Genomic DNA, 18616 nt, shown 5'->3' on the forward strand with positions numbered 1-18616 from the left:
GCAGCAGTCTCCCGGATGCGTCGTGGGACACTCCGACACGTGTCGAGCACGGAGAACGCCGGAAACTCCTCGCAGCAGCCGCCCCAGCCCGGGACGGCCGGATCCGAGGCGGTCGCCCCCGAGGCGGGGACGGCGGTGGCGCCCAGCCCCGGCGACGCCGCTCTCGTCGACCCGACCGCGGGGGCCGCCACCGAACAGGCCCCGTCGCAGGCCGCGCCGGAGACGCCCGCACCCGAGGCCTCCACTCCGGAGGCGCCCACACCCGAGGCTCCCGGTCCCGAGACCGCCATTCCCGAGTCCGCCACCCCGGGAACGCCCGCACCGCAGCACGCCGTCCCGGAGCACGCCGTCCCGCAGCACGCCGTCCCGCACCCGCCCGCCGACGCCGCCCCGGCGTCCGACCCCGCCCAGTGGGGCCGGGTGGACGAGGACGGGACGGTCTACGTGCGCACCGCCGAGGGCGAGCGCGCGGTCGGCTCGTGGCAGGCCGGCGACCCGGCCTCGGGGCTGGCCCACTACGCCCGCCGCTACGACGACCTGGCCACCGAGGTCACCCTGCTCGAGGCGCGGCTGCGGGCGCACACCGGCAACCCCAGCGAGATCAAGGCCAAGGCGCAGGCGCTAGCCGAGTCCATCCCCACCGCCACCGCCGTCGGCGACCTCGACGGGCTGGCCGCCCGCGCCCGGGCGATGGTGGGGACCGCCGACTCCGCGGCCGCCGAGTCCCGGGCGGAGAAGGCCGCCGCACGGGCCGCGCAGGTCGCCCGCAAGGAGGCGCTGGCCGTCGAGGCCGAGCAGATCGCCGCCGAGTCCACCTCGTGGAAGGCCGCCGGGGACCGGCTCAAGGCCATCGTCGAGGAGTGGAAGACCATCCGCGGCATCGACCGCAAGACCGACGAGGCGCTGTGGAGCCGCTTCGCCGCCGCCCGTGACGCCTTCGGTCGCCGCCGGGGCGCGCACTTCGCCGCCCTCGACGCCCAGCGCGGCGAGGCCCGCGCGGCCAAGCAGGAGCTCATCAACGAGGCGCAGCGGCTGTCCACGTCGACCGAGTGGGGTCCCACGAGCGCCGCCATGCGCTCGCTGATGGACCGCTGGAAGGCCGTGCCGCGCACCGGCCGCGACGGCGACGACGACCTGTGGAAGCAGTTCCGCGCCGCGCAGGACGTCTTCTTCAGCGCCCGCGCCGAGTCCGACAAGGCCCGCAACGCCGAGCAGCTGGCCAACCAGCAGGCCAAGGAGGAGATCCTCGCCGAGGCCGAGAAGCTCGACCCGTCCAGCGACCTGCGCGGAGCCCAGAACGTGCTGCGCAAGCTGCAGGAGCGCTACGACGCCATCGGCCACGTGCCGCGCGGCGCCATGCGCCAGCTGGAGGACCGGATGCAGGCCGTCGAGCAGCGCATCCGCGGCGCCGTCGACACCTCCCGCCCGCGGGTGGCTCCGGAGAACCCGATGGTCACCTCAATGCGGCAGGCGGTGACCAAGGCCGAGGAGCAGCTCGCCAAGGCCGAGGCCGCCGGCGACGGCCGCCGGATCGAGGAGGCCCGGGCGAACCTGGCCACCCGCCAGGAGTGGCTGGCCGAGGCCGAGAAGAGCGCCAACCGCCGCTGACGAAAGGACCCCGCTGCCCCCCGCCGCTCGCGAGCTCGCGGCGGGACCCTGCAGCGGGGCCGCCCTGGACCGTTACGAAGGGGCGCCGATGCGGGGCATCCCGAGCAGGACGCCGGGGGTGGTCGGGCGGGTGCCCGCCTCGGCGGCGTCGCCGGCCCGGGTGCGCCGGTGCGACACCAGTGGACCGTCGGCGACCAGGTGGTGCGGCGCCGCCTGGGTCACCACGGTCTCGACCACGTCGCCGGGGCGGACGCCGTCCGCCGCCGTGAAGTGCACCAGCCGTCCGTCGCGGGCGCGACCCGAGAGCCGGCCGCGCTGGGCGTCCTTGCTGCCCTCACCCGCCGCGACCAGCAGCTCGACGGTCCGCCCGACCTGGGCCCGGTTCTCCGCCCAGCTGATCTCGTCCTGCAGCGCGGTCAGCCGCAGGTAGCGCTCCTGCACGACCTCCTTGGGCAGCTGACCCTCCATCCCCGCGGCCGGCGTCCCGGGCCGCTTGGAGTACTGGAAGGTGAAGGCGCTGGAGAAGCGGGCCTGGCGGACCACGTCGAGGGTCTGCTCGAAGTCGGCCTCGGTCTCGCCGGGGAAGCCCACGATGATGTCGGTGGTGATCGCGGCGTCCGGCATCGCGGCCCGCACCCGGTCGATGATCCCCAGGTACCGGTCCTGCCGATAACCGCGGCGCATCCGGCGGAGGACGTCGTCCGAGCCGGACTGCAGCGGCATGTGCAACTGGTGGCAGACCGCGGGGGTCTCGGCCATCGCGGTGATGACGTCGTCGGTGAACTCCCGCGGGTGCGGGCTGGTGAACCGCACCCGCTCCAGCCCGTCGATCCGGCCGGTCGCACGCAGCAGGTCGGCGAACGCACCCCGGTCGCGGAACTCGACGCCGTAGGCGTTCACGTTCTGGCCGAGGAGGGTCACCTCGAGGACGCCCTGGTCGACCAGCGCCTGCACCTCGGCCAGGATCTCGCCGGGCCGGCGGTCCCGCTCCTTGCCGCGCAGCGCCGGGACGATGCAGAACGTGCAGGTGTTGTTGCAGCCGACGCTGATGGACACCCAGCCGGAGTAGGCGGAGTCCCGCTTGGCCGGCAGCGTCGACGGGAAGACCTCGAGGGCCTCGGCGATCTCCACCTGGGCCTCGGCGTTGTGCCGCGCGCGCTCCAGCAGCGCCGGCAGCGAGCCGACGTTGTGCGTGCCGAAGACGACGTCCACCCAGGGGGCCCGCCGGACGATCTCGCCCCGGTCCTTCTGCGCCAGGCAGCCGCCGACGGCGATCTGCATGCCCGGACGGCCGTCCTTGACCGGGCGGAGGTGGCCCAGGTTGCCGTAGAGGCGGTTGTCGGCGTTCTCCCGCACCGCGCAGGTGTTGAGGACGACGACGTCGGCGTCCTCCCCCTCGGGGGCGGCGGCGTAGCCGGCGGCCTCCAGCAGCCCGGAGAGGCGCTCGGAGTCGTGCACGTTCATCTGGCAGCCGTAGGTGCGGACCCGGTAGGTCCGCCCGGCAGCCTGCAGGTCGGTCGTCATGACGGAACGAGGGTACGGCGACCCGATCGGGCGTCCCCCGCCTCACCCGGCCGGGCTTCGTTACGCCTTCGTGATCGCGGGAGACGGATGGCGTCGTCCGCCGCCTCTAGGGTTCCCCGGGTGACCAGCCGTACCACCGGAGAGCCTCTCGTCCGCCTGTCCGGGGTCGACAAGTGGTTCGGTGAGCTGCACGTCCTGCAGGACATCGACCTGTCGATCGACCGCGGCGAGGTGGTCGTCGTCATCGGCCCGTCCGGGTCGGGCAAGTCGACGCTGTGCCGCACGATCAACCGGCTGGAGCCCATCGACTCCGGCGAGATCACCATCGACGGCCAGCGCCTGCCCGAGGAGGGCAAGGAGCTCGCCCGGCTGCGGGCCGACGTCGGCATGGTGTTCCAGAGCTTCAACCTCTTCGCCCACAAGACGATCCTCGAGAACGTCACCCTCGGCCCGATCAAGGTGCGCAAGCAGAGCAAGGGCGAGGCCGAGCGGCGCGCCCGCGAGCTGCTGGACCGGGTCGGGGTCGGCGCGCAGGCGAACAAGTACCCGGCACAGCTCTCGGGGGGCCAGCAGCAGCGGGTCGCCATCGCGCGCGCCCTCGCGATGGACCCCAAGGTGATGCTCTTCGACGAGCCGACCTCCGCGCTGGACCCCGAGATGATCAACGAGGTCCTCGACGTGATGACCTCGCTGGCCCGCGACGGCATGACGATGGTCGTCGTCACCCACGAGATGGGCTTCGCCCGCCGGGCGGCCAACCGGGTCGTGTTCATGGACGCCGGCCGGATCGTCGAGTCCGCCGTCCCCGAGACCTTCTTCACCAACCCGCAGTCGGACCGGGCCAAGGACTTCCTCGCGAAGATCCTCACCCACTGAGCCCGGTAGAGAGGAACGCACATGCGCATCACCCGCTACGCCGCCACCTTCGGAGCCCTGGGCCTCGTGCTCGCCGGCTGTTCCAGCGAGGCCGGCCAGCAGGCCGCGGAGGCCACCGCGAACGCCCCCGAGGTCGCCCAGGACGTCGAGTTCCCGGCCGGCAGCACGATGGCCGAGCTCGCCGAGGCCGGGACGATCACCGTCGGCACGAAGTTCGACCAGCCCGGCTTCGGTCTGGCCAACCCGCAGGGCGTGCCCGAGGGCTTCGACGTCGAGGTCACGAAGATCATCGCCGGTGAGCTGGGCATCGCCCCCGAGGAGATCGAGTGGAAGGAGACGGTGTCGGCCAACCGGGAGTCCTTCATCCAGAACGGCGACGTCGACATCGTCGTGGCCACGTACACGATCAACGACGCCCGGAAGCAGCTCATCGACTTCGCCGGGCCCTACTACGTGGCCGGGCAGGACATCATGGTCGCCACGGGCAACCCGCTGGCCATCGAGGGCCCTGACGACCTCGCCGGCAAGCGGGTCTGCTCGGTGGAGGGCTCCACGCCGGCACAGAACATCCGGGACAACTACCCCGAGGCCCAGCTGACCCTGTTCGACGTGTACTCCAAGTGCGCCGACGCGCTGCGCAACGGCCAGGTCGACGCGGTGACCACCGACAACGTCATCCTCACCGGCCTCGTGCAGGGCGGTCAGGGCGCGTTCGAGCTGGTGGGCAACCCCTTCACCCAGGAGCCGTACGGCATCGGCCTGACCAAGGGCGACGACGAGTTCCGCGGCTTCATCAACGACACCCTCGAGCAGGCCTTCGAGGACGGCAGCTGGGCCGCGGCCTGGGACCGGACCGCGGGCGCCATCACCGGCGAGCCGGCTCCCGAGCCCCCGACGGTCGACCGGTACTGACCGAGCGGATCCCCCTGACGCCGCCGGGCGGGACCTCCCGCCCGGCGGCGCCTCGCCGTCCCGACCCGGAGAGGAGGCGCCGTGGACTTCGTGCGCGATAACGCCGACCTGTTCCTCGATGCGTTCCTGACCACCCTCGGTCTGTCGCTGCTGGCCGGTCTGCTGGCGCTGGTGCTCGGCACCCTCCTCGCCGCGATGCGCGTCAGCCCGATCCCCCCGCTGCGCGGCCTGGCCACGTTCTATGTCGAGACCTTCCGCAACACGCCGCTCACGGTGGTCTTCTTCTTCATCATCTTCGGGCTGCCGCAGATCGACTTCGTCATCGGCTTCTTCCCGGGTGCCGTCCTGTCGGTCGGCCTCTACACCGCCGCGTTCGTCTGCGAGGCGGTGCGCTCCGGGGTCAACGCGGTGTCGGGCGGCCAGGCCGAGGCCGCGCGGGCGCTCGGGCTGACCTTCGGGCAGGCCCTCCGTGAGGTCGTCCTCCCCCAAGCGTTCCGGACCGTGGTCCCACCCCTGGGCAACGTGCTGATCGCGATGGTGAAGAACACGTCCATCGCCGCGGGCTTCTCGGTGAGCGACCTGAGCTCGCTGCTGCCCCGGCTGGTCAACGCCGACGCCGGTGACCTGACCCTCGTGCTCGTCGGCGTGGTCGTCGGCTACATGGTCATCACCCTCCCGTCCGCCCTGGCGGTCAACCAGATCGAGCGCCGGGTGGCGATCCTGCGATGACGACACCCGTCCTCTTCGACGTGCCCGGCCCGAAGGCCCGCCGGCGCATCCGCATCGGCACGGCGGTCGGCGTCCTCGTCGTCGTGGCGATCGCCGTCCTCGTCCTCGTCCGCCTGGCCGGCAACGGCCAGCTGGAGGCGCAGCGCTGGGCCGTCCTGTTCGACCCGGCCAGCCAGGTGCCGCAGGCACTCGGTCAGGCCCTGTTGCGCACCCTGCAGGTCGCGATCGTGGGCATGGTGCTGGCCACCGTGCTCGGTCTGGTGCTCTCGGTCGGCCGGCTCTCGGAGCACCGCTGGGTCCGCGTGGTCGTCACGACGTCGATCGAGTTCTTCCGCGCGGTGCCGCTGCTGGTCCTGATCTTCGCGCTCTACTTCCTGCTCCCGAAGTTCGGGATCCGGCTCAGCGCGTTCTGGGCCCTCGTGGGTGGCTTGGTCCTCTACAACGCTGCGGTGCTCGCCGAGATCTTCCGCGCCGGGATCCTGTCGGTGGACCGTGGCCAGCGCGAGGCCGCCTACGGACTCGGCATGCGCAAGACGCAGGTCATGACGCTGGTGCTGCTCCCGCAGGCGGTCCGGCGCATGCTGCCGGTGCTCATCGCCCAGCTCGTCGTGCTGCTCAAGGACACCTCGCTGGGCTTCATCATCAGTTTCCCCGAACTCCTGCGCGGAGCGCGTGGCCTGGTGGAGTTCTTCACGCTGCAGTTCGGCAACCAGTACACGTTCCAGCTCTACGTCGCCGCCGCGGTCATCTACATCGCGATCAACCTGGTGCTGTCGTGGCTGGCGCAGTACGTGGAGCGGCGCACCCGTGGCAACGCGAAGACGGCGGCCACGACGCCGACCGAGTTGCCCGCCGACGTGCAGATGGGCGGTGGCGGCGGCGTCGTCCCGACAGTCCGGTGACCCCGGTTGCCGGGTGGGGCTGCCGGGTTCGCCCGGCGGTCCCGTCCGGCGGCCGGACTGCCGAGAACTGCGACGTGGACACCGCACTCCGCCCCGCCGTGCCTCCGCTCCCGGCGCCGGTGCGCCGTCCGGCGGCACCCCCGGACGCCGCCCAGGACTTCGTGACCCGGCTGCGGGCCTCCGCGTCGTCCCTGGCCGCCGCCGCGGGCGCCGACACCGCCGTCGTGCGGGAGGTCGTGCCGCCGGCCCGCCACCGGCGCTCGCGGTGCCGGGTGGTGCTGCGCTTCGCCGGGGGTGGGGAGACGGACGTGACCTTCCTCGGGCCGGTGAGCTCCGCGGCCGCCGCGCCCGACCGGGCCTTCGACCTGCAGATCCGGGCATGGCTGTCCTGCGAGCTGGGCCGCGAGGGCAGCTGGCTGGTGGCCGACGACGAGGCACCGGACGGCGTCGCCGTCGACGTGACCGCCTGGTCGGCGGCCGAGCGCTCCGCGGAGCAACCCGCTCCGTGCGCCGGATGACCGGCCCGGGGGTGTTCCCGCTTCCCTGACCTGCGTCGGTGGGTCACCATGGGTTCCAGCTCCGAGCCGGAGGAGCGCGGTCGCCCCTGGGAGTCGCCGCATGACCGCTCTGGCCCCGCATCCCATCGTGACGCGATCGAGCACCGCTCCTGCACCGGAGAAGGGCTCGCGGCTGTCGAACTTCCTGCGGACCACCGACCACAAGACCATCGGCCTGATGTACCTGGTCACGTCGTTCGTGTGGTTCATCATCGGCGGGCTGATGGCGATGCTCATGCGCGGGGAGCTGGCCCGGCCGGGGCTGCAGTTCCTGTCGCCGGAGCAGTACAACCAGCTGGTCACCATGCACGGCACGATCATGCTGCTGTTCTTCGCGACGCCGCTGTTCTTCGCGTTCGGCAATCTGATCATGCCGCTGCAGATCGGCGCGCCCGACGTCGCCTTCCCCCGGCTGAACTCCTTCTCCTACTGGCTGTTCCTGTTCGGCTCCAGCCTCGCCGTGTCGGGCTTCTTCACGCCGGGCGGGGCCGCGGACTTCGGCTGGTACGCCTACACGCCCCTGTCCGACGTCGCGCACAGCCCCGGCGCCGGCCCGGACCTGTGGATCGCCGGCCTGGCGGTGTCCGGTCTGGGCACGATCCTCGGCGCGGTCAACTTCGCGACCACGATGGTCTGCCTCCGGGCGCCGGGCATGACGCTGTTCCGGATGCCGATCTTCTGCTGGAACACGCTGGTGACCAGCCTGCTGGTGCTCTTCGCCTTCCCGATCCTCACCGCTGCCCTGTTCGGTCTCCTGGCGGATCGGCAGATCGGCGCGCTGGTGTACTCGGAGGAGAACGGTGGGTCGATGCTGTGGCAGCACCTGTTCTGGTTCTTCGGGCACCCCGAGGTCTACATCATCGCGCTGCCGTTCTTCGGCATCGTCACCGAGATCATCCCGGTCTTCAGCCGCAAGCCGCTGTTCGGCTACAAGGGCATGGTCTTCGCGACCATCGCCATCGGCGCCTTGTCCGTGACGGTCTGGGCGCACCACATGTACGCGACCGGTGCGGTGCTGCTGCCGTTCTTCGCGTTCCTGACCTACTTGATCGCGGTGCCGACCGGCATCAAGTTCTTCAACTGGATCGGCACCATGTGGCGCGGCCAGCTCACCTTCGAGACGCCGATGCTGTGGTCGATCGGCTTCCTGGTCACCTTCCTGCTCGGCGGGCTGACCGGCGTGCTGCTGGCCTCCCCGCCGCTGGACTGGCACGTCAACGACAGCTACTTCGTCGTGGCGCACTTCCACTACGTGGTCTTCGGCACCGTCGTGTTCGCGGCCAACGCCGGCATCGCCTTCTGGTTCCCCAAGATGTGCGGCCGGATGATGGACGAGCGTCTAGGGAAGCTCCAGTTCTGGATGACGTTCATCGGCTTCCACGGCACGTTCCTGGTGCAGCACTGGCTCGGCGGTGAGGGCATGCCGCGTCGCTACGCCAACTACCTGGTCAGCGACGGGTTCACCACGCTGAACACCGTGTCGACGATCTTCTCGTTCATCCTGGGCGCTTCCATCATCCCGTTCCTCTACAACGTGATCCGGTCCTGGCGCCACGGACCACTGGCGCTGCGGGACGACCCGTGGGGCCACGGCAACTCGCTGGAGTGGGCCACGTCGTCCCCGCCGCCGCGGCACAACTTCACCGAGATCCCGAAGATCCGCTCCGAGCGGCCGGCGTTCGAGGCGCATTACCCGCACCTCATCGAGCGGCTGGAGCGGGAGAAGCACGTGGGCAAGCGGCACGAGCCCTACGCCGGCGTCAGCGAAGTCGGCCTAAGTGGAGGTCAGCGGCAGGGCAGCAGGGACCCCGACCCGACCTGAGAAGGGACCCCCTGCCCCCACGGCTCGCAGGCTCGCGGCGGGACCCTGCAGGGGGCCGCCGCTCGTCCGCACTCCTCGTGGAAGGGCCCTGTTCTCGTCACCTTGGCAGGCTCACGGCGGGACCCGGGACGAGGCCGGCGGGGCCCGGAGGGGGCTGTCCGCGAGGCCTCGTCGGCCCCGGCCGGGGAAGCGGCCAGCCGGTCAGGGCAGCCAGGCGTCCAGGCCGTGCCCGTGGTGCGGATCCGGCTCCGCCCCCTCTGCATGACCGGACCGCTCCTCGTCGAGCGCCTCGCGGACCACCCAGCCGGCCAGCCCGGAGCCGTAGCCCTTGCGGGCCAGCATGCCCACCAGCCGGCGCTCGGCGGTGACCCGGTCGACCCGCCGCAGCCCGGGCAGCCGACGCTGCACCAGGCGACGGGCCGCATCCCACTCGTCCTGGTCGTCGACGAGGGCGACCGCCTCCTCGGCGACCTCGCCGTCGACGCCCTTGGCACGCAGCTCGGCCTTGAGCGCGCGCCGCGCCAGGCCTCGCCCGGCCTGGCGCGAGGTCACCCAGGCCCGGGCAAAGGCGGCGTCGTCGATGAGTCCGACTTCGCTGAACCGGTCGAGGACCAGTTCGGCGACGTCGTCGCTGATGCCGCGCTTGGCGAGCAGGTCGGCCAGCTGCTGACGGGTCTTAGGGGTGCCGGTCAGCGCCCGCAGGCAGATCGACCGGGCGACCTGCTCGGGGTCGCCCGGCTCGTCCTCGGGGTGCGGGTCGCCGGCCGGCAGGGCGGCGTCCGGACCGTCCGGGTCAGGGGACGAACCGGAGCGCCGCCCGCGTCGGCGTCCGGGAGCCGAGCGCTCCCGTGCCGCGGGCCAGCCGCCCACCGTCAGAAGTCGGGCTGGTCGGCCACGACCGGCTCATCCAGCTTCGCGCCGATGCCCAGCTTCTCCTTGACCTTCTTCTCGATCTCGTCGGCGAGGTCGGGGTTGTCGCGCAGGAAGGTGCGGACGTTCTCCTTGCCCTGGCCGAGCTGATCGCCCTCGTACGTGTACCAGGCGCCGGACTTGCGGATGAAGCCCTGCTCGACGCCGGCGTCGATCAGGCCGCCCTCACGGCTGAAGCCCTGACCCCACAGCAGGTCGAGCTCGGCCTGCTTGAACGGCGCGGCGACCTTGTTCTTGACGACCTTCACGCGGACCCGGCTGCCGACCGCCTCGGTGCCCTGCTTGAGGGTCTCGATGCGGCGGACGTCGAGCCGGACCGACGAGTAGAACTTCAGCGCGCGACCACCGGTGGTGACCTCCGGCGAGCCGTAGACGACGCCGACCTTCTCGCGCAGCTGGTTGATGAAGATCGCGGTGGTGCCGGAGTTGTTCAGCGCACCGGTGATCTTCCGGAGCGCCTGGCTCATCAGCCGGGCCTGCAGACCGACGTGGCTGTCGCCCATCTCACCCTCGATCTCGGCGCGCGGCACGAGCGCGGCGACCGAGTCGATGACGATGACGTCGAGCGCGCCGGAGCGGATGAGCATGTCGGCGATCTCCAGCGCCTGCTCACCGGTGTCGGGCTGGCTGACCAGGAGCGCGTCGGTGTCGACGCCGATGGCCCGGGCGTACTCGGGGTCGAGCGCGTGCTCGGCGTCGATGAAGGCCGCGATACCGCCGGCGGCCTGCGCGTTGGCCACCGCGTGCAGGGCGACCGTCGTCTTGCCGGAGGCCTCGGGGCCGTACACTTCGATGACGCGGCCGCGCGGTAGGCCACCGATACCGAGGGCGATGTCGAGGGCGATGGAGCCGGTCGGGATGACCTTCATCGCGACCTCGGGGCTGTCCCCCAGCCGCATCACCGACCCCTTGCCGAACTGCTTGTCGATCTGGGCGAGGGCCATGTCGAGGGCCTTGTCACGGTCGAGCGTTGCCATGGTGCTCACCTTCGGGAAGTCGCGATGCCCGTGTGTCTTCGAGCGGGTCGGTGTCGACGCTAGAGCGGGGGTCTGACACTTCCGGGGGATCCGGGCGACCTGTGGAGGAACGCCCGGCCTGTGGACTGCGGCACCAATCTAGCCCGAACGTGTGTTCGACTGCCAGCGTCGACACGCCGCTCCCGCGACTCACCGCTCCTTGCGCGGCACGTCGAACTCCTCGCAGATCGCCAGCCACACCCGCCGCACCGGCAGGCCGGCATCGATGGCCTCGACGGCGCTGCGCCCGCCCAGCGAGCTGAAGACGTGGTCGCGGGCCACGCTCTCCGCACGCATGGGGCCGAACTGCTCGCGGAGCCGGGACCAGAAATCCTGCAGGCGCACGTCCCCGACGCTAGCGCGCACCCGGCCGGCTCCGCTCCGCTCCCCGGGCTCCTACGCTGGCTGCGTGATCGGCACCGGCTCGACCAGCCTGGACCTCCTCCTCGAGATCGGCATCGCCCTGGCCCTCCTGGCCTCGCTGGTCCTGCTCTGGCGCAACTACCGGGGCCGCTGAGCCACTCCTGCTCCCCCGGTCCGCGCCCACACCACCAGCAGCGGGACCACGAGCGCGGCCGAGACCGTCGCCACCAGGCCGTAGCCGCCCAGGGCGAGCAGCGGGCCCCCGGCGACACCGGCGACCGCGGCACCCAGCCCCATGAGCAGGTCGGTGCCGCCCTGGGCGGCCGGCCGCTGCTCGTCGCTGACCGACTCGGTGACGAGCGTGGAACCGGCGATGAGCCCGCAGGACCAGCCCAGCCCGAGCAGCAGCAGCCCGGTGCCGAGCTGCAGCGCCGCGTCGGGTGCCGCCGTCCCGGCCAGCGCGGCCGCGGCCAGCAGCAGGGCCGCGGCCACGGCGACCGTGGTCCGGCTGCCGGCCCGGTCGGCCAGCAGTCCGACCAGTGGGGAGAACAGGTACATGCCGGCGACGTGCACGCTGATGACCAGGCCGATGACGCGCAGCGTCGTCCCGCCGGCGTGGCCCATGTGCACCGGCGCCATGACCATCACGCCGACCATCACCGCGTGGGAGACCACCACCGCGGTGATCCCGAGCCGGCCGCGAGGGTCGGCCCACACGGCGCGGACGGCGTCCGTGGTGGCCCGTCGTGGCCGGCCGACGTCCGCCCCTGCGCCCCGCAGCCGGCGGGCCAGCAGCAACGGGTCGGGCCGCAGCAGGGCGAGCAGGCCCAGGGCGACGGCCGCGAAGACAGCGACGGAGATGGCGAAGGCCCCGGTGAGCGGAGGCAGTCCCAGGACGTCGCCGAGCGCCTCACCGGGGCCGGCGAGGTTGGGGCCGAGCACCGAGCCGACCGTGGTCGCCCACACCACCAGGGACAGCGCCCGCCCGCGCTGCTCGGGTACGGCGAGGTCGGCCGCGGCGTAGCGCGCCTGCAGCCCGCACGCGGTGGCGGCGCCGAAGGCGAACAGTCCGACGAGGAGCAGCGGCAGCGACGAGGCGACCGCGGCGACGATGGTCAGCAGGGCACCCAGGACGGCGACCGCGTACCCGGCGGCCAGCCCGGCCCGCCGGCCGGCGCGGTCGCTGACGCGGGCCAGCGGCACGGCGAGGACCGCGGCCCCGAGCACGCCGGCCGTCTGGCCGAGACCGGCCGCGGTCTCGGTGCCGGCCACGTCGCGTGCGAGGAGGCCACCGACGGTGATGCCGACCGTGATGCCGAGCCCGCTCAGGGCGACGCTCCCGCTGAGCACCCCGAGGGTCCGGCGCTGGACGGCGACCGGGTCGACGGCCCGGGTCTCCGCGGTCACTGCAGGACCGCCCTACAGACCCATGGCACGGCCGACGATCTCCCGCATGATCTCGTTGGTGCCGCCGTAGATCGGCTGGATGCGGGCGTCGCGCCAGGCCTTGGACACCGGGTACTCGTCCATGTAGCCGTAGCCGCCGTGCAGCTGCAGACACCGGTCGGCCACCTTGTTCTGCAGCTCGGTGGTCCAGTACTTGGCCATCGCCGCGTCGACCGGGGTGAGCTCGCCGCGGTCGAGCTGGCGCACGCACTCGTCGACGAAGGTCCGGGCGATGGTGACCTCGGTCTGCAGCTCGGCCAGGACGAACCGGCTGTTCTGGAAGCTGCCCACGGGCCGACCGAAGGCGGTGCGCCCGGTGACGTACTCGACGGTCTGTGCCAGCACGGTCTCGGCCGCGGCCACCGCGCCGACCGCGATCGACAGCCGCTCCTGCGGCAGGTTCTCCATGAGGTGGGCGAAGCCGCGGTTCTCCGTGCCCAGCAGGTTCTCGGCCGGCACCCGCACGCCGTCGAAGTACAGCTCCGCGGTGTCCTGCGCCTTGAGACCGATCTTGGCCAGGTTCCGCCCGCGGGTGAATCCGGGCATGTCCCGCTCGACGACGAGGAGGCTCAGCCCCCGCGACCCCGGGGCGTCGGGGGCGGTCCGCGCCACGACGATGACCAGGTCGGCGTTGATGCCGTTGGTGATGAAGGTCTTGGAGCCGGAGAGCAGCCACCCGTCGCCGTCCGGGCGTGCCGTCGTGCGGATGCCCTGCAGGTCGCTGCCGGCCGCCGGCTCGGTCATGGCGATGGCAGTGATGAGCTCACCGCCGCAGAACCCCGGCAGCCAGCGCTGCTTCTGCTCCTCGGTGCCGAGGTCGCGCAGGTAGGGGCCGACGACGTCGTTGTGCAGGCCGAAGCCGAGTCCGGTGGCGCCGATCCGCATGAGCTCCTCGTCGAGCACCGCCTGGTAGCGGAAGTCGCGCACGCCCCCACCGCCGTACCGCTCGTCCATGTCGGTGCCGAGCAGTCCCTGGGCGCCGGCCGAGGTCCAGACCTCGCGGGGCACGATGCCGTCGCGCTCCCACTGGTCGTGGAAGGGGACGACGTTCTTCTCGGCCCAGGCGCGGACCGTCTCCCGGAAGTCCTCGTGCTCGGCCTCGTACAGGGAACGGCGCATGCGGTCAGTGTGCCGCACCCCACGTCCCGGGCCTCGGCCGCTGTTCGCAGGTCAGCGGAGTGTCGTCCCCCTGTGGACACTGGAGCCGTGCCCGCCCTCGACCGGTTCTCCGAGCCCACCCGGGCCTGGTTCACCGGCGCCTTCGCCGAGCCCACCGCCGCCCAGGAGGGCGCCTGGCGAGCCATCAGCAGCGGCGGCCACGCCCTCGTCGTGGCCCCCACCGGCTCGGGCAAGACGCTCGCCGCCTTCCTGTGGTCGCTCGACCGGCTGGCCGGCACACCGCCGCCGGCCGACGAGCAGGCCCGCTGCCGGGTCCTCTACGTCTCTCCTCTCAAGGCACTGGCCGTCGACGTCGAGCGCAACCTGCGCGCCCCGCTGACCGGCATCGGCCAGGCCGCGGCCCGGCTGGGCCTGCCGCGCCCGGAGATCCAGGTCGGCACCCGGTCCGGCGACACCCCCGCCGAGGAGCGGCGCGCCTTCGCCCGCCGGCCCACCGACATCCTCATCACCACGCCCGAGTCGCTCTTCCTGCTGCTCACGAGCTCGGCGCGCGAGGCGCTGCGCGGCGTCGAGACGGTGATCGTCGACGAGGTCCACGCGGTGGCCGACACCAAGCGCGGCGCGCACCTGGCCGTCTCCCTCGACCGGCTCGACGAGCTGCTGGAGCGCCCGGCACAGCGGATCGGCCTGTCGGCCACGGTGCGCCCCGTCGAGGAGGTGGCCGCCTTCCTGGCCGGTGGCCGGCCGGTGGAGGTGGTCGCACCCGGGTCGGGGAAGCAGTGGGACCTCTCGGTCGTCGTCCCGGTCGAGGACATGAGCGCCCTCGGCCAGCCCACCGGCGAGCTCGACGGCTCCGCGGCGGGCGACCAGCCGCGGACGTCGATCTGGCCGGCGGTGGAGGAACGGGTCCTCGACCTCGTGGAGGCCCACCGCAGCACGATCGTCTTCGCCAACTCGCGGCGGCTGGCCGAGCGGCTGACCAGCCGGCTCAACGAGCTGGCCTACGAGCGGGCGACCGGCGAGCCCGTCCCGCCGGGCACCAACGCCGCCGCGTTGATGGCGCAGGCCGGCTCCGGAGGCGGGGTGCCCGAAGGCGTGCAGCCGGTCGCCGCCGCCCACCACGGCTCGGTGTCCCGCGAGCAGCGGGCGATCGTGGAGGAGGCGCTGAAGTCCGGGCGGCTGCCGGCGGTGGTGGCCACCTCGAGCCTCGAGCTCGGCATCGACATGGGGGCGGTCGACCTGGTCGTGCAGGTGGAGGCGCCGCCCACGGTCGCGTCGGGCCTGCAGCGGGTCGGCCGCGCCGGCCACCAGGTCGGCGCGGTCAGCCGGGGCGTGCTCTTCCCCAAGTACCGCGGCGACCTGGTCCAGTGCGCGCTGGTCGCCGAACGGATGAAGGCCGGCGCGATCGAGTCGATCCGCTACCTGCGCAACCCGCTCGACGTGCTGGCCCAGCAGGTGGTCGCGATCGTCTCCGAGCGGCCGCGGACCGTCGACGAGGTCGCCGCACTGGTCCGCCGGTCGGCGCCGTTCGCCTCGCTGCCGGACTCCGCGCTGCACGCGGTGCTCGACATGCTGGCCGGTCGCTACCCCTCCGACGCCTTCGCCGAGCTGCGGCCGCGGCTGACCTGGGACCGGGTCACCGACACCCTGACCGCTCGCGGCGGCGCGCAGCGGCTGGCGGTCACCAGCGGCGGCACCATCCCCGACCGGGGCCTGTTCGGCGTCTTCCTCGTGGGCGGCGATGACAGCCGCGGCGGCCGGCGGGTCGGCGAGCTCGACGAGGAGATGGTCTACGAGTCACGGGTGGGAGACGTGTTCCTCCTCGGTTCCTCCTCCTGGCGGATCGAGGAGATCACCCACGACCGCGTGCTGGTGAGCCCCGCCCCCGGCCAGCCCGGGAAGATGCCGTTCTGGCACGGCGACGCCCCCGGCCGCCCCCTGGAGCTGGGTCGTGCGCTGGGCGCCTTCCTCCGCGAGGTCGGCACCGCGACGCCCGAGGCCGGGCTCGACCGCGCCCGCGCCGCCGGCCTCGACGAGTGGGGCGCGGCCAACCTGCTGGCCTACCTCGCCGAGCAGAAGCAGGCCACCGGGCACCTGCCCGACGACCGCACGCTGCTCGTGGAGCGCTTCCGCGACGAGCTCGGTGACTGGCGGCTGGTCGTCCACTCCCCGTTCGGCGCGCAGGTCAACGCCCCGTGGGCGCTCGTGCTCGCCGCCCGGCTGCGGGAGCGCTACGGCGTGGACGTCGCCTCGATGCACTCCGACGACGGCATCGTGCTGCGGCTGCCCGACACCACCGGCGAGCCGCCGGAGGCCGACCTCGCCGTCCTGGACCCGGATGACGTCGAACGCGAGGTGACCGCCGAGGTCGGCAGCTCGGCGCTGTTCGCCAGCCGGTTCCGTGAGTGCGCGGCGCGGGCGCTGCTGCTCCCCCGCCGCGACCCGCGCCGGCGCACCCCGCTGTGGCAGCAACGGCAGCGCGCCGCACAGCTGCTCTCGGTGGCCAGCGAGTTCTCCAGCTTCCCCATCACGCTGGAGGCCGCCCGCGAGGTGCTGCAGGACGTCTACGACGTGCCCGGCCTGGTCGAGCTGATGCGCGACGTCCGCTCCCGCCGGGTGCGGGTGGTCGACGTGCAGACCCAGGCGGCCTCGCCGTTCGCCCAGTCGCTGCTGTTCGGCTACGTCGGCCAGTTCCTCTACGAGGGCGACGCCCCGCTGGCCGAGCGGCGGGCGCAGGCGCTGGCCCTCGACACCGGCCTGCTCGCCGAGCTGCTGGGCCGCTCCGAGCTGAGGGAGCTGCTCGACGCCGAGGCGCTGACCGAGGTGGAGAACGAGCTGCAGCGGCTGCCGGCCCAACGCCACCCCCGCGACCTCGACGGCGCCGCTGACCTGCTGCGCATCGTTGGTGACCTCACCCCCGCCCAGGCCGCCGCCCGCGGCGTGGGCCGGGAGTGGCTCGACGAGCTGGTGGCCGCCCGCCGCGCGCTGGTGGTGCGCATCGCCGGCGAGGAGCGGTACGTGGCGATCGAGGACGCCGGCCGGCTGCGCGACGCCCTCGGCACGGCCCTGCCCGTCGGGGTGCCCGAGGTGTTCACCGAGCCGGTGCCCGACCCGCTCGGTGACCTGGTCGGCCGCTACGCCCGCACGCACGGTCCCTTCCAGCCCGGTGAGGTGGCGCAGCGGCTGGGGCTGGGCGTCGCGGTGGTGACCGCCACCGTGCAACGGCTGGTCGGCACCGGCCGCCTCGTCACCGGCGAGTTCCGTCCCGGCGGCTCCGGCCAGGAGTGGTGCGACGCCGACGTGCTCCGGTCGGTCCGCCGGCGCAGCCTGGCCCGGCTGCGCCAGGAGGTGGAGCCGGTGCCGATCGGCACGCTGGCGCGCTTCACCCCGTCCTGGCAGTCGGTGGGCAGCCGGATGCGCGGCCCGGACGGCGTCCTCGCGGTCGTCGAGCAGCTGGCGGGCGCCCTCGTGCCGGCCAGCGCACTGGAGTCGCTGGTGCTGCCGGCCCGGGTCCGCGACTACTCCCCCGCGATGCTCGACGAGCTGACGAGCGCCGGCGAGGTGCTGTGGGCCGGTGCGGGTGGGCTGCCCGGCGGTGACGGCTGGGTCAGCCTGGTCCCGGCCGACCTCGCTCCGCTCCTGCTCCCCGAGCCACTCGAGCTGCCCGAGGCGGGGTCCACCGTGCTGGGCCCGCTGTCCGGCGGTCAGGCGCTGTTCTTCCGCGGGTTGTCGGACCTGGCCGGCTCCACCGACGACGCCGCCTTCGCCGACCTCGTGTGGGACCTCGTCTGGTCCGGCGTGCTCACCAACGACACCCTCGCGCCGCTGCGCACCCGGCTGTCCGGCGGCGGCACGCACAAGCGCCAGCCCGCGCCGCCCCGGGCCCGGCTGGACCGCAGCCGCTACGGCCGCACCCGGCTGGGCCGGCCGGCCATGCCGACCCGCAGCGGCCCACCGACGATGGCCGGCCGGTGGTCCCGGCTGCCCGACCGGGAGCCCAACGCCACCAAGCGGACGACGGCCCGCGCCGAGGCGCTGCTCGAGCGGCACGGCGTGCTCACCCGCGGCGCGGTGGTGGCCGAGCAGGTCTCGGGGGGCTTCTCCGCGGTGTACCCGGTCCTGCGGGCCTTCGAGGAGAACGGCCGGGCCCGTCGCGGCTACTTCGTGGAGACCCTCGGCGCCGCCCAGTTCGGCACGCCGGGGTCGGTCGACCGGCTGCGCGGTTTCGCCTCCCCCGACCGGGTGCCCAGCGGCGCGGTGGTGCTGGCCGCGACCGACCCGGCCAACGTCTACGGCGCGGCGCTCCCCTGGCCCGAGCGCCCGGACGGCGCCTCCGCCGAGCCGGGCAGCGACGCGGGCGCGGCGGTCGACGTCGGTGAGGGCACCGGCGGCGGACGGCGCTCCACCGGGCACCGAGCCGGGCGGAAGGCCGGCGCGCTGGTGGTGCTGGTCGACGGCGAGCTGGTGCTCTACGTCGAGCGCGGCGGCAAGACGCTGCTGTCCTGGACCGAGGACGAGACCGCGCTCAAGGAGGCCGCGACGGCGCTGTCCGGGGCGGTCGCGGCGGGCGCGCTGGGCCGGATGGTGGTGCAGAAGGCCGACGGCGCCTCGGTGCACGAGGCGACCCCGCTGTCGGCCGCGCTGCAGGCGGCCGGCTTCGCCGCCACCCCCCGCGGCCTGCGCCTGCGCGCCTGAGCCGGCGTCGGCCCCTCCAGCGCACCGCCGGCCCCTGGAAGGACCCCGTCCTCCTCACCCCGCGCATGCTCGGGGCGAGCTCGTGACGGGTCCGGGACGGGGTTCTTCTACGAGGGG

Annotated in this window: 14 protein-coding genes; 8 read left to right on the forward strand and 6 right to left on the reverse strand. The window is 73.3% G+C overall.

All coding sequences use genetic code 11. The features are described from left to right. The first annotated feature begins 39 nt into the window (after positions 1-39). Positions 40-1608 carry a DUF349 domain-containing protein gene (locus GOBS_RS19050; RefSeq protein ID WP_012949904.1) on the forward strand — a complete coding sequence of 523 codons (1569 nt, stop codon included), beginning with the start codon at positions 40-42 and terminating at the stop codon, positions 1606-1608. A 72-nt stretch (positions 1609-1680) separates the two neighbouring features. On the opposite strand, the gene miaB is transcribed toward GOBS_RS19050, so the two are convergent. Beyond that, the gene (gene miaB / locus GOBS_RS19055; RefSeq protein WP_012949905.1) at positions 1681-3132 is read right to left on the reverse strand and encodes a tRNA (N6-isopentenyl adenosine(37)-C2)-methylthiotransferase MiaB; all 1452 of its coding nucleotides are present in this window, start codon (positions 3130-3132) and stop codon (positions 1681-1683) included. Between the two features lie 120 nt (positions 3133-3252). Between miaB and GOBS_RS19060 the strand changes: the two genes are divergently transcribed. The 6 genes from GOBS_RS19060 (at position 3253) to ctaD (ending at position 8930) form a co-directional block, all read left to right on the forward strand. Further along, on the forward strand, positions 3253-4008 hold the full coding sequence (locus GOBS_RS19060) for an amino acid ABC transporter ATP-binding protein (protein ID WP_425557050.1): 756 nt from the start codon (positions 3253-3255) through the stop codon (positions 4006-4008). A gap of 21 nt (positions 4009-4029) precedes the next feature. Next, positions 4030-4920 carry a glutamate ABC transporter substrate-binding protein gene (locus GOBS_RS19065; RefSeq protein WP_012949907.1) on the forward strand — a complete coding sequence of 297 codons (891 nt, stop codon included), beginning with the start codon at positions 4030-4032 and terminating at the stop codon, positions 4918-4920. A gap of 81 nt (positions 4921-5001) precedes the next feature. Then, on the forward strand, positions 5002-5649 hold the full coding sequence (locus GOBS_RS19070) for an amino acid ABC transporter permease (protein ID WP_012949908.1): 648 nt from the start codon (positions 5002-5004) through the stop codon (positions 5647-5649). Beyond that, the gene (locus GOBS_RS19075) at positions 5646-6551 is read left to right on the forward strand and encodes an amino acid ABC transporter permease (RefSeq protein WP_012949909.1); all 906 of its coding nucleotides are present in this window, start codon (positions 5646-5648) and stop codon (positions 6549-6551) included. Before GOBS_RS19070 ends, GOBS_RS19075 begins: the two co-directional genes overlap by 4 nt. Positions 6552-6625: 74 nt before the next feature. Next, a complete protein-coding gene (locus GOBS_RS19080; RefSeq protein ID WP_012949910.1) occupies positions 6626-7069 on the forward strand; it encodes a hypothetical protein in 444 nt (147 codons plus the stop codon). A 100-nt stretch (positions 7070-7169) separates the two neighbouring features. Continuing rightward, positions 7170-8930, forward strand: a complete 1761-nt coding sequence (ctaD, locus tag GOBS_RS19085; RefSeq protein WP_012949911.1) for an aa3-type cytochrome oxidase subunit I — start codon at positions 7170-7172, stop codon at positions 8928-8930. 201 nt (positions 8931-9131) lie between these two features. Here ctaD and GOBS_RS19090 read toward each other — a convergent pair whose 3' ends face one another. The 5 genes from GOBS_RS19090 to GOBS_RS19110 form a co-directional block, all read right to left on the reverse strand. Then, positions 9132-9800 (reverse strand): regulatory protein RecX, encoded by a 669-nt coding sequence (locus GOBS_RS19090; RefSeq protein WP_012949912.1) that lies wholly within the window; start codon positions 9798-9800, stop codon positions 9132-9134. 2 nt (positions 9801-9802) lie between these two features. Beyond that, positions 9803-10837: a recombinase RecA gene (gene recA / locus GOBS_RS19095; RefSeq protein ID WP_012949913.1), complete on the reverse strand. Its 1035-nt coding sequence runs from the start codon at positions 10835-10837 to the stop codon at positions 9803-9805. A 189-nt stretch (positions 10838-11026) separates the two neighbouring features. Further along, positions 11027-11221, reverse strand: a complete 195-nt coding sequence (locus GOBS_RS19100) for a DUF3046 domain-containing protein (RefSeq protein WP_041241587.1) — start codon at positions 11219-11221, stop codon at positions 11027-11029. Positions 11222-11377: 156 nt separating this feature from the next. Further along, positions 11378-12646, reverse strand: a complete 1269-nt coding sequence (locus GOBS_RS19105) for an MFS transporter (protein WP_012949916.1) — start codon at positions 12644-12646, stop codon at positions 11378-11380. Between the two features lie 12 nt (positions 12647-12658). Then, positions 12659-13804, reverse strand: coding sequence for an acyl-CoA dehydrogenase family protein (locus GOBS_RS19110; protein WP_012949917.1), 1146 nt, complete (start codon positions 13802-13804; stop codon positions 12659-12661). A gap of 87 nt (positions 13805-13891) precedes the next feature. Here GOBS_RS19110 and GOBS_RS19115 point away from each other — a divergent pair, with 87 nt between their 5' ends. Beyond that, entirely contained in the window at positions 13892-18499 is a 4608-nt protein-coding gene (locus GOBS_RS19115; protein ID WP_012949918.1) for an ATP-dependent helicase, read from the forward strand. The last annotated feature ends 117 nt before the right edge of the window (positions 18500-18616 follow it).

The organism is Geodermatophilus obscurus DSM 43160 (assembly GCF_000025345.1).
Lineage (GTDB): Bacteria > Actinomycetota > Actinomycetes > Mycobacteriales > Geodermatophilaceae > Geodermatophilus > Geodermatophilus obscurus.

Excerpts from the sequence above, each read along its gene's own strand:
- miaB (WP_012949905.1), bottom strand. The coding sequence starts at position 3,132 with ATGACGACCGACCTGCAGGCTGCCGGGCGGACCTACCGGGTCCGCACC.
- GOBS_RS19075 (WP_012949909.1), top strand. The coding sequence starts at position 5,646 with ATGACGACACCCGTCCTCTTCGACGTGCCCGGCCCGAAGGCCCGCCGG.
- recA (WP_012949913.1), bottom strand. The coding sequence starts at position 10,837 with ATGGCAACGCTCGACCGTGACAAGGCCCTCGACATGGCCCTCGCCCAG.
- GOBS_RS19110 (WP_012949917.1), bottom strand. The coding sequence starts at position 13,804 with ATGCGCCGTTCCCTGTACGAGGCCGAGCACGAGGACTTCCGGGAGACG.
- ctaD (WP_012949911.1), top strand. The coding sequence starts at position 7,170 with ATGACCGCTCTGGCCCCGCATCCCATCGTGACGCGATCGAGCACCGCT.
- GOBS_RS19065 (WP_012949907.1), top strand. The coding sequence starts at position 4,030 with ATGCGCATCACCCGCTACGCCGCCACCTTCGGAGCCCTGGGCCTCGTG.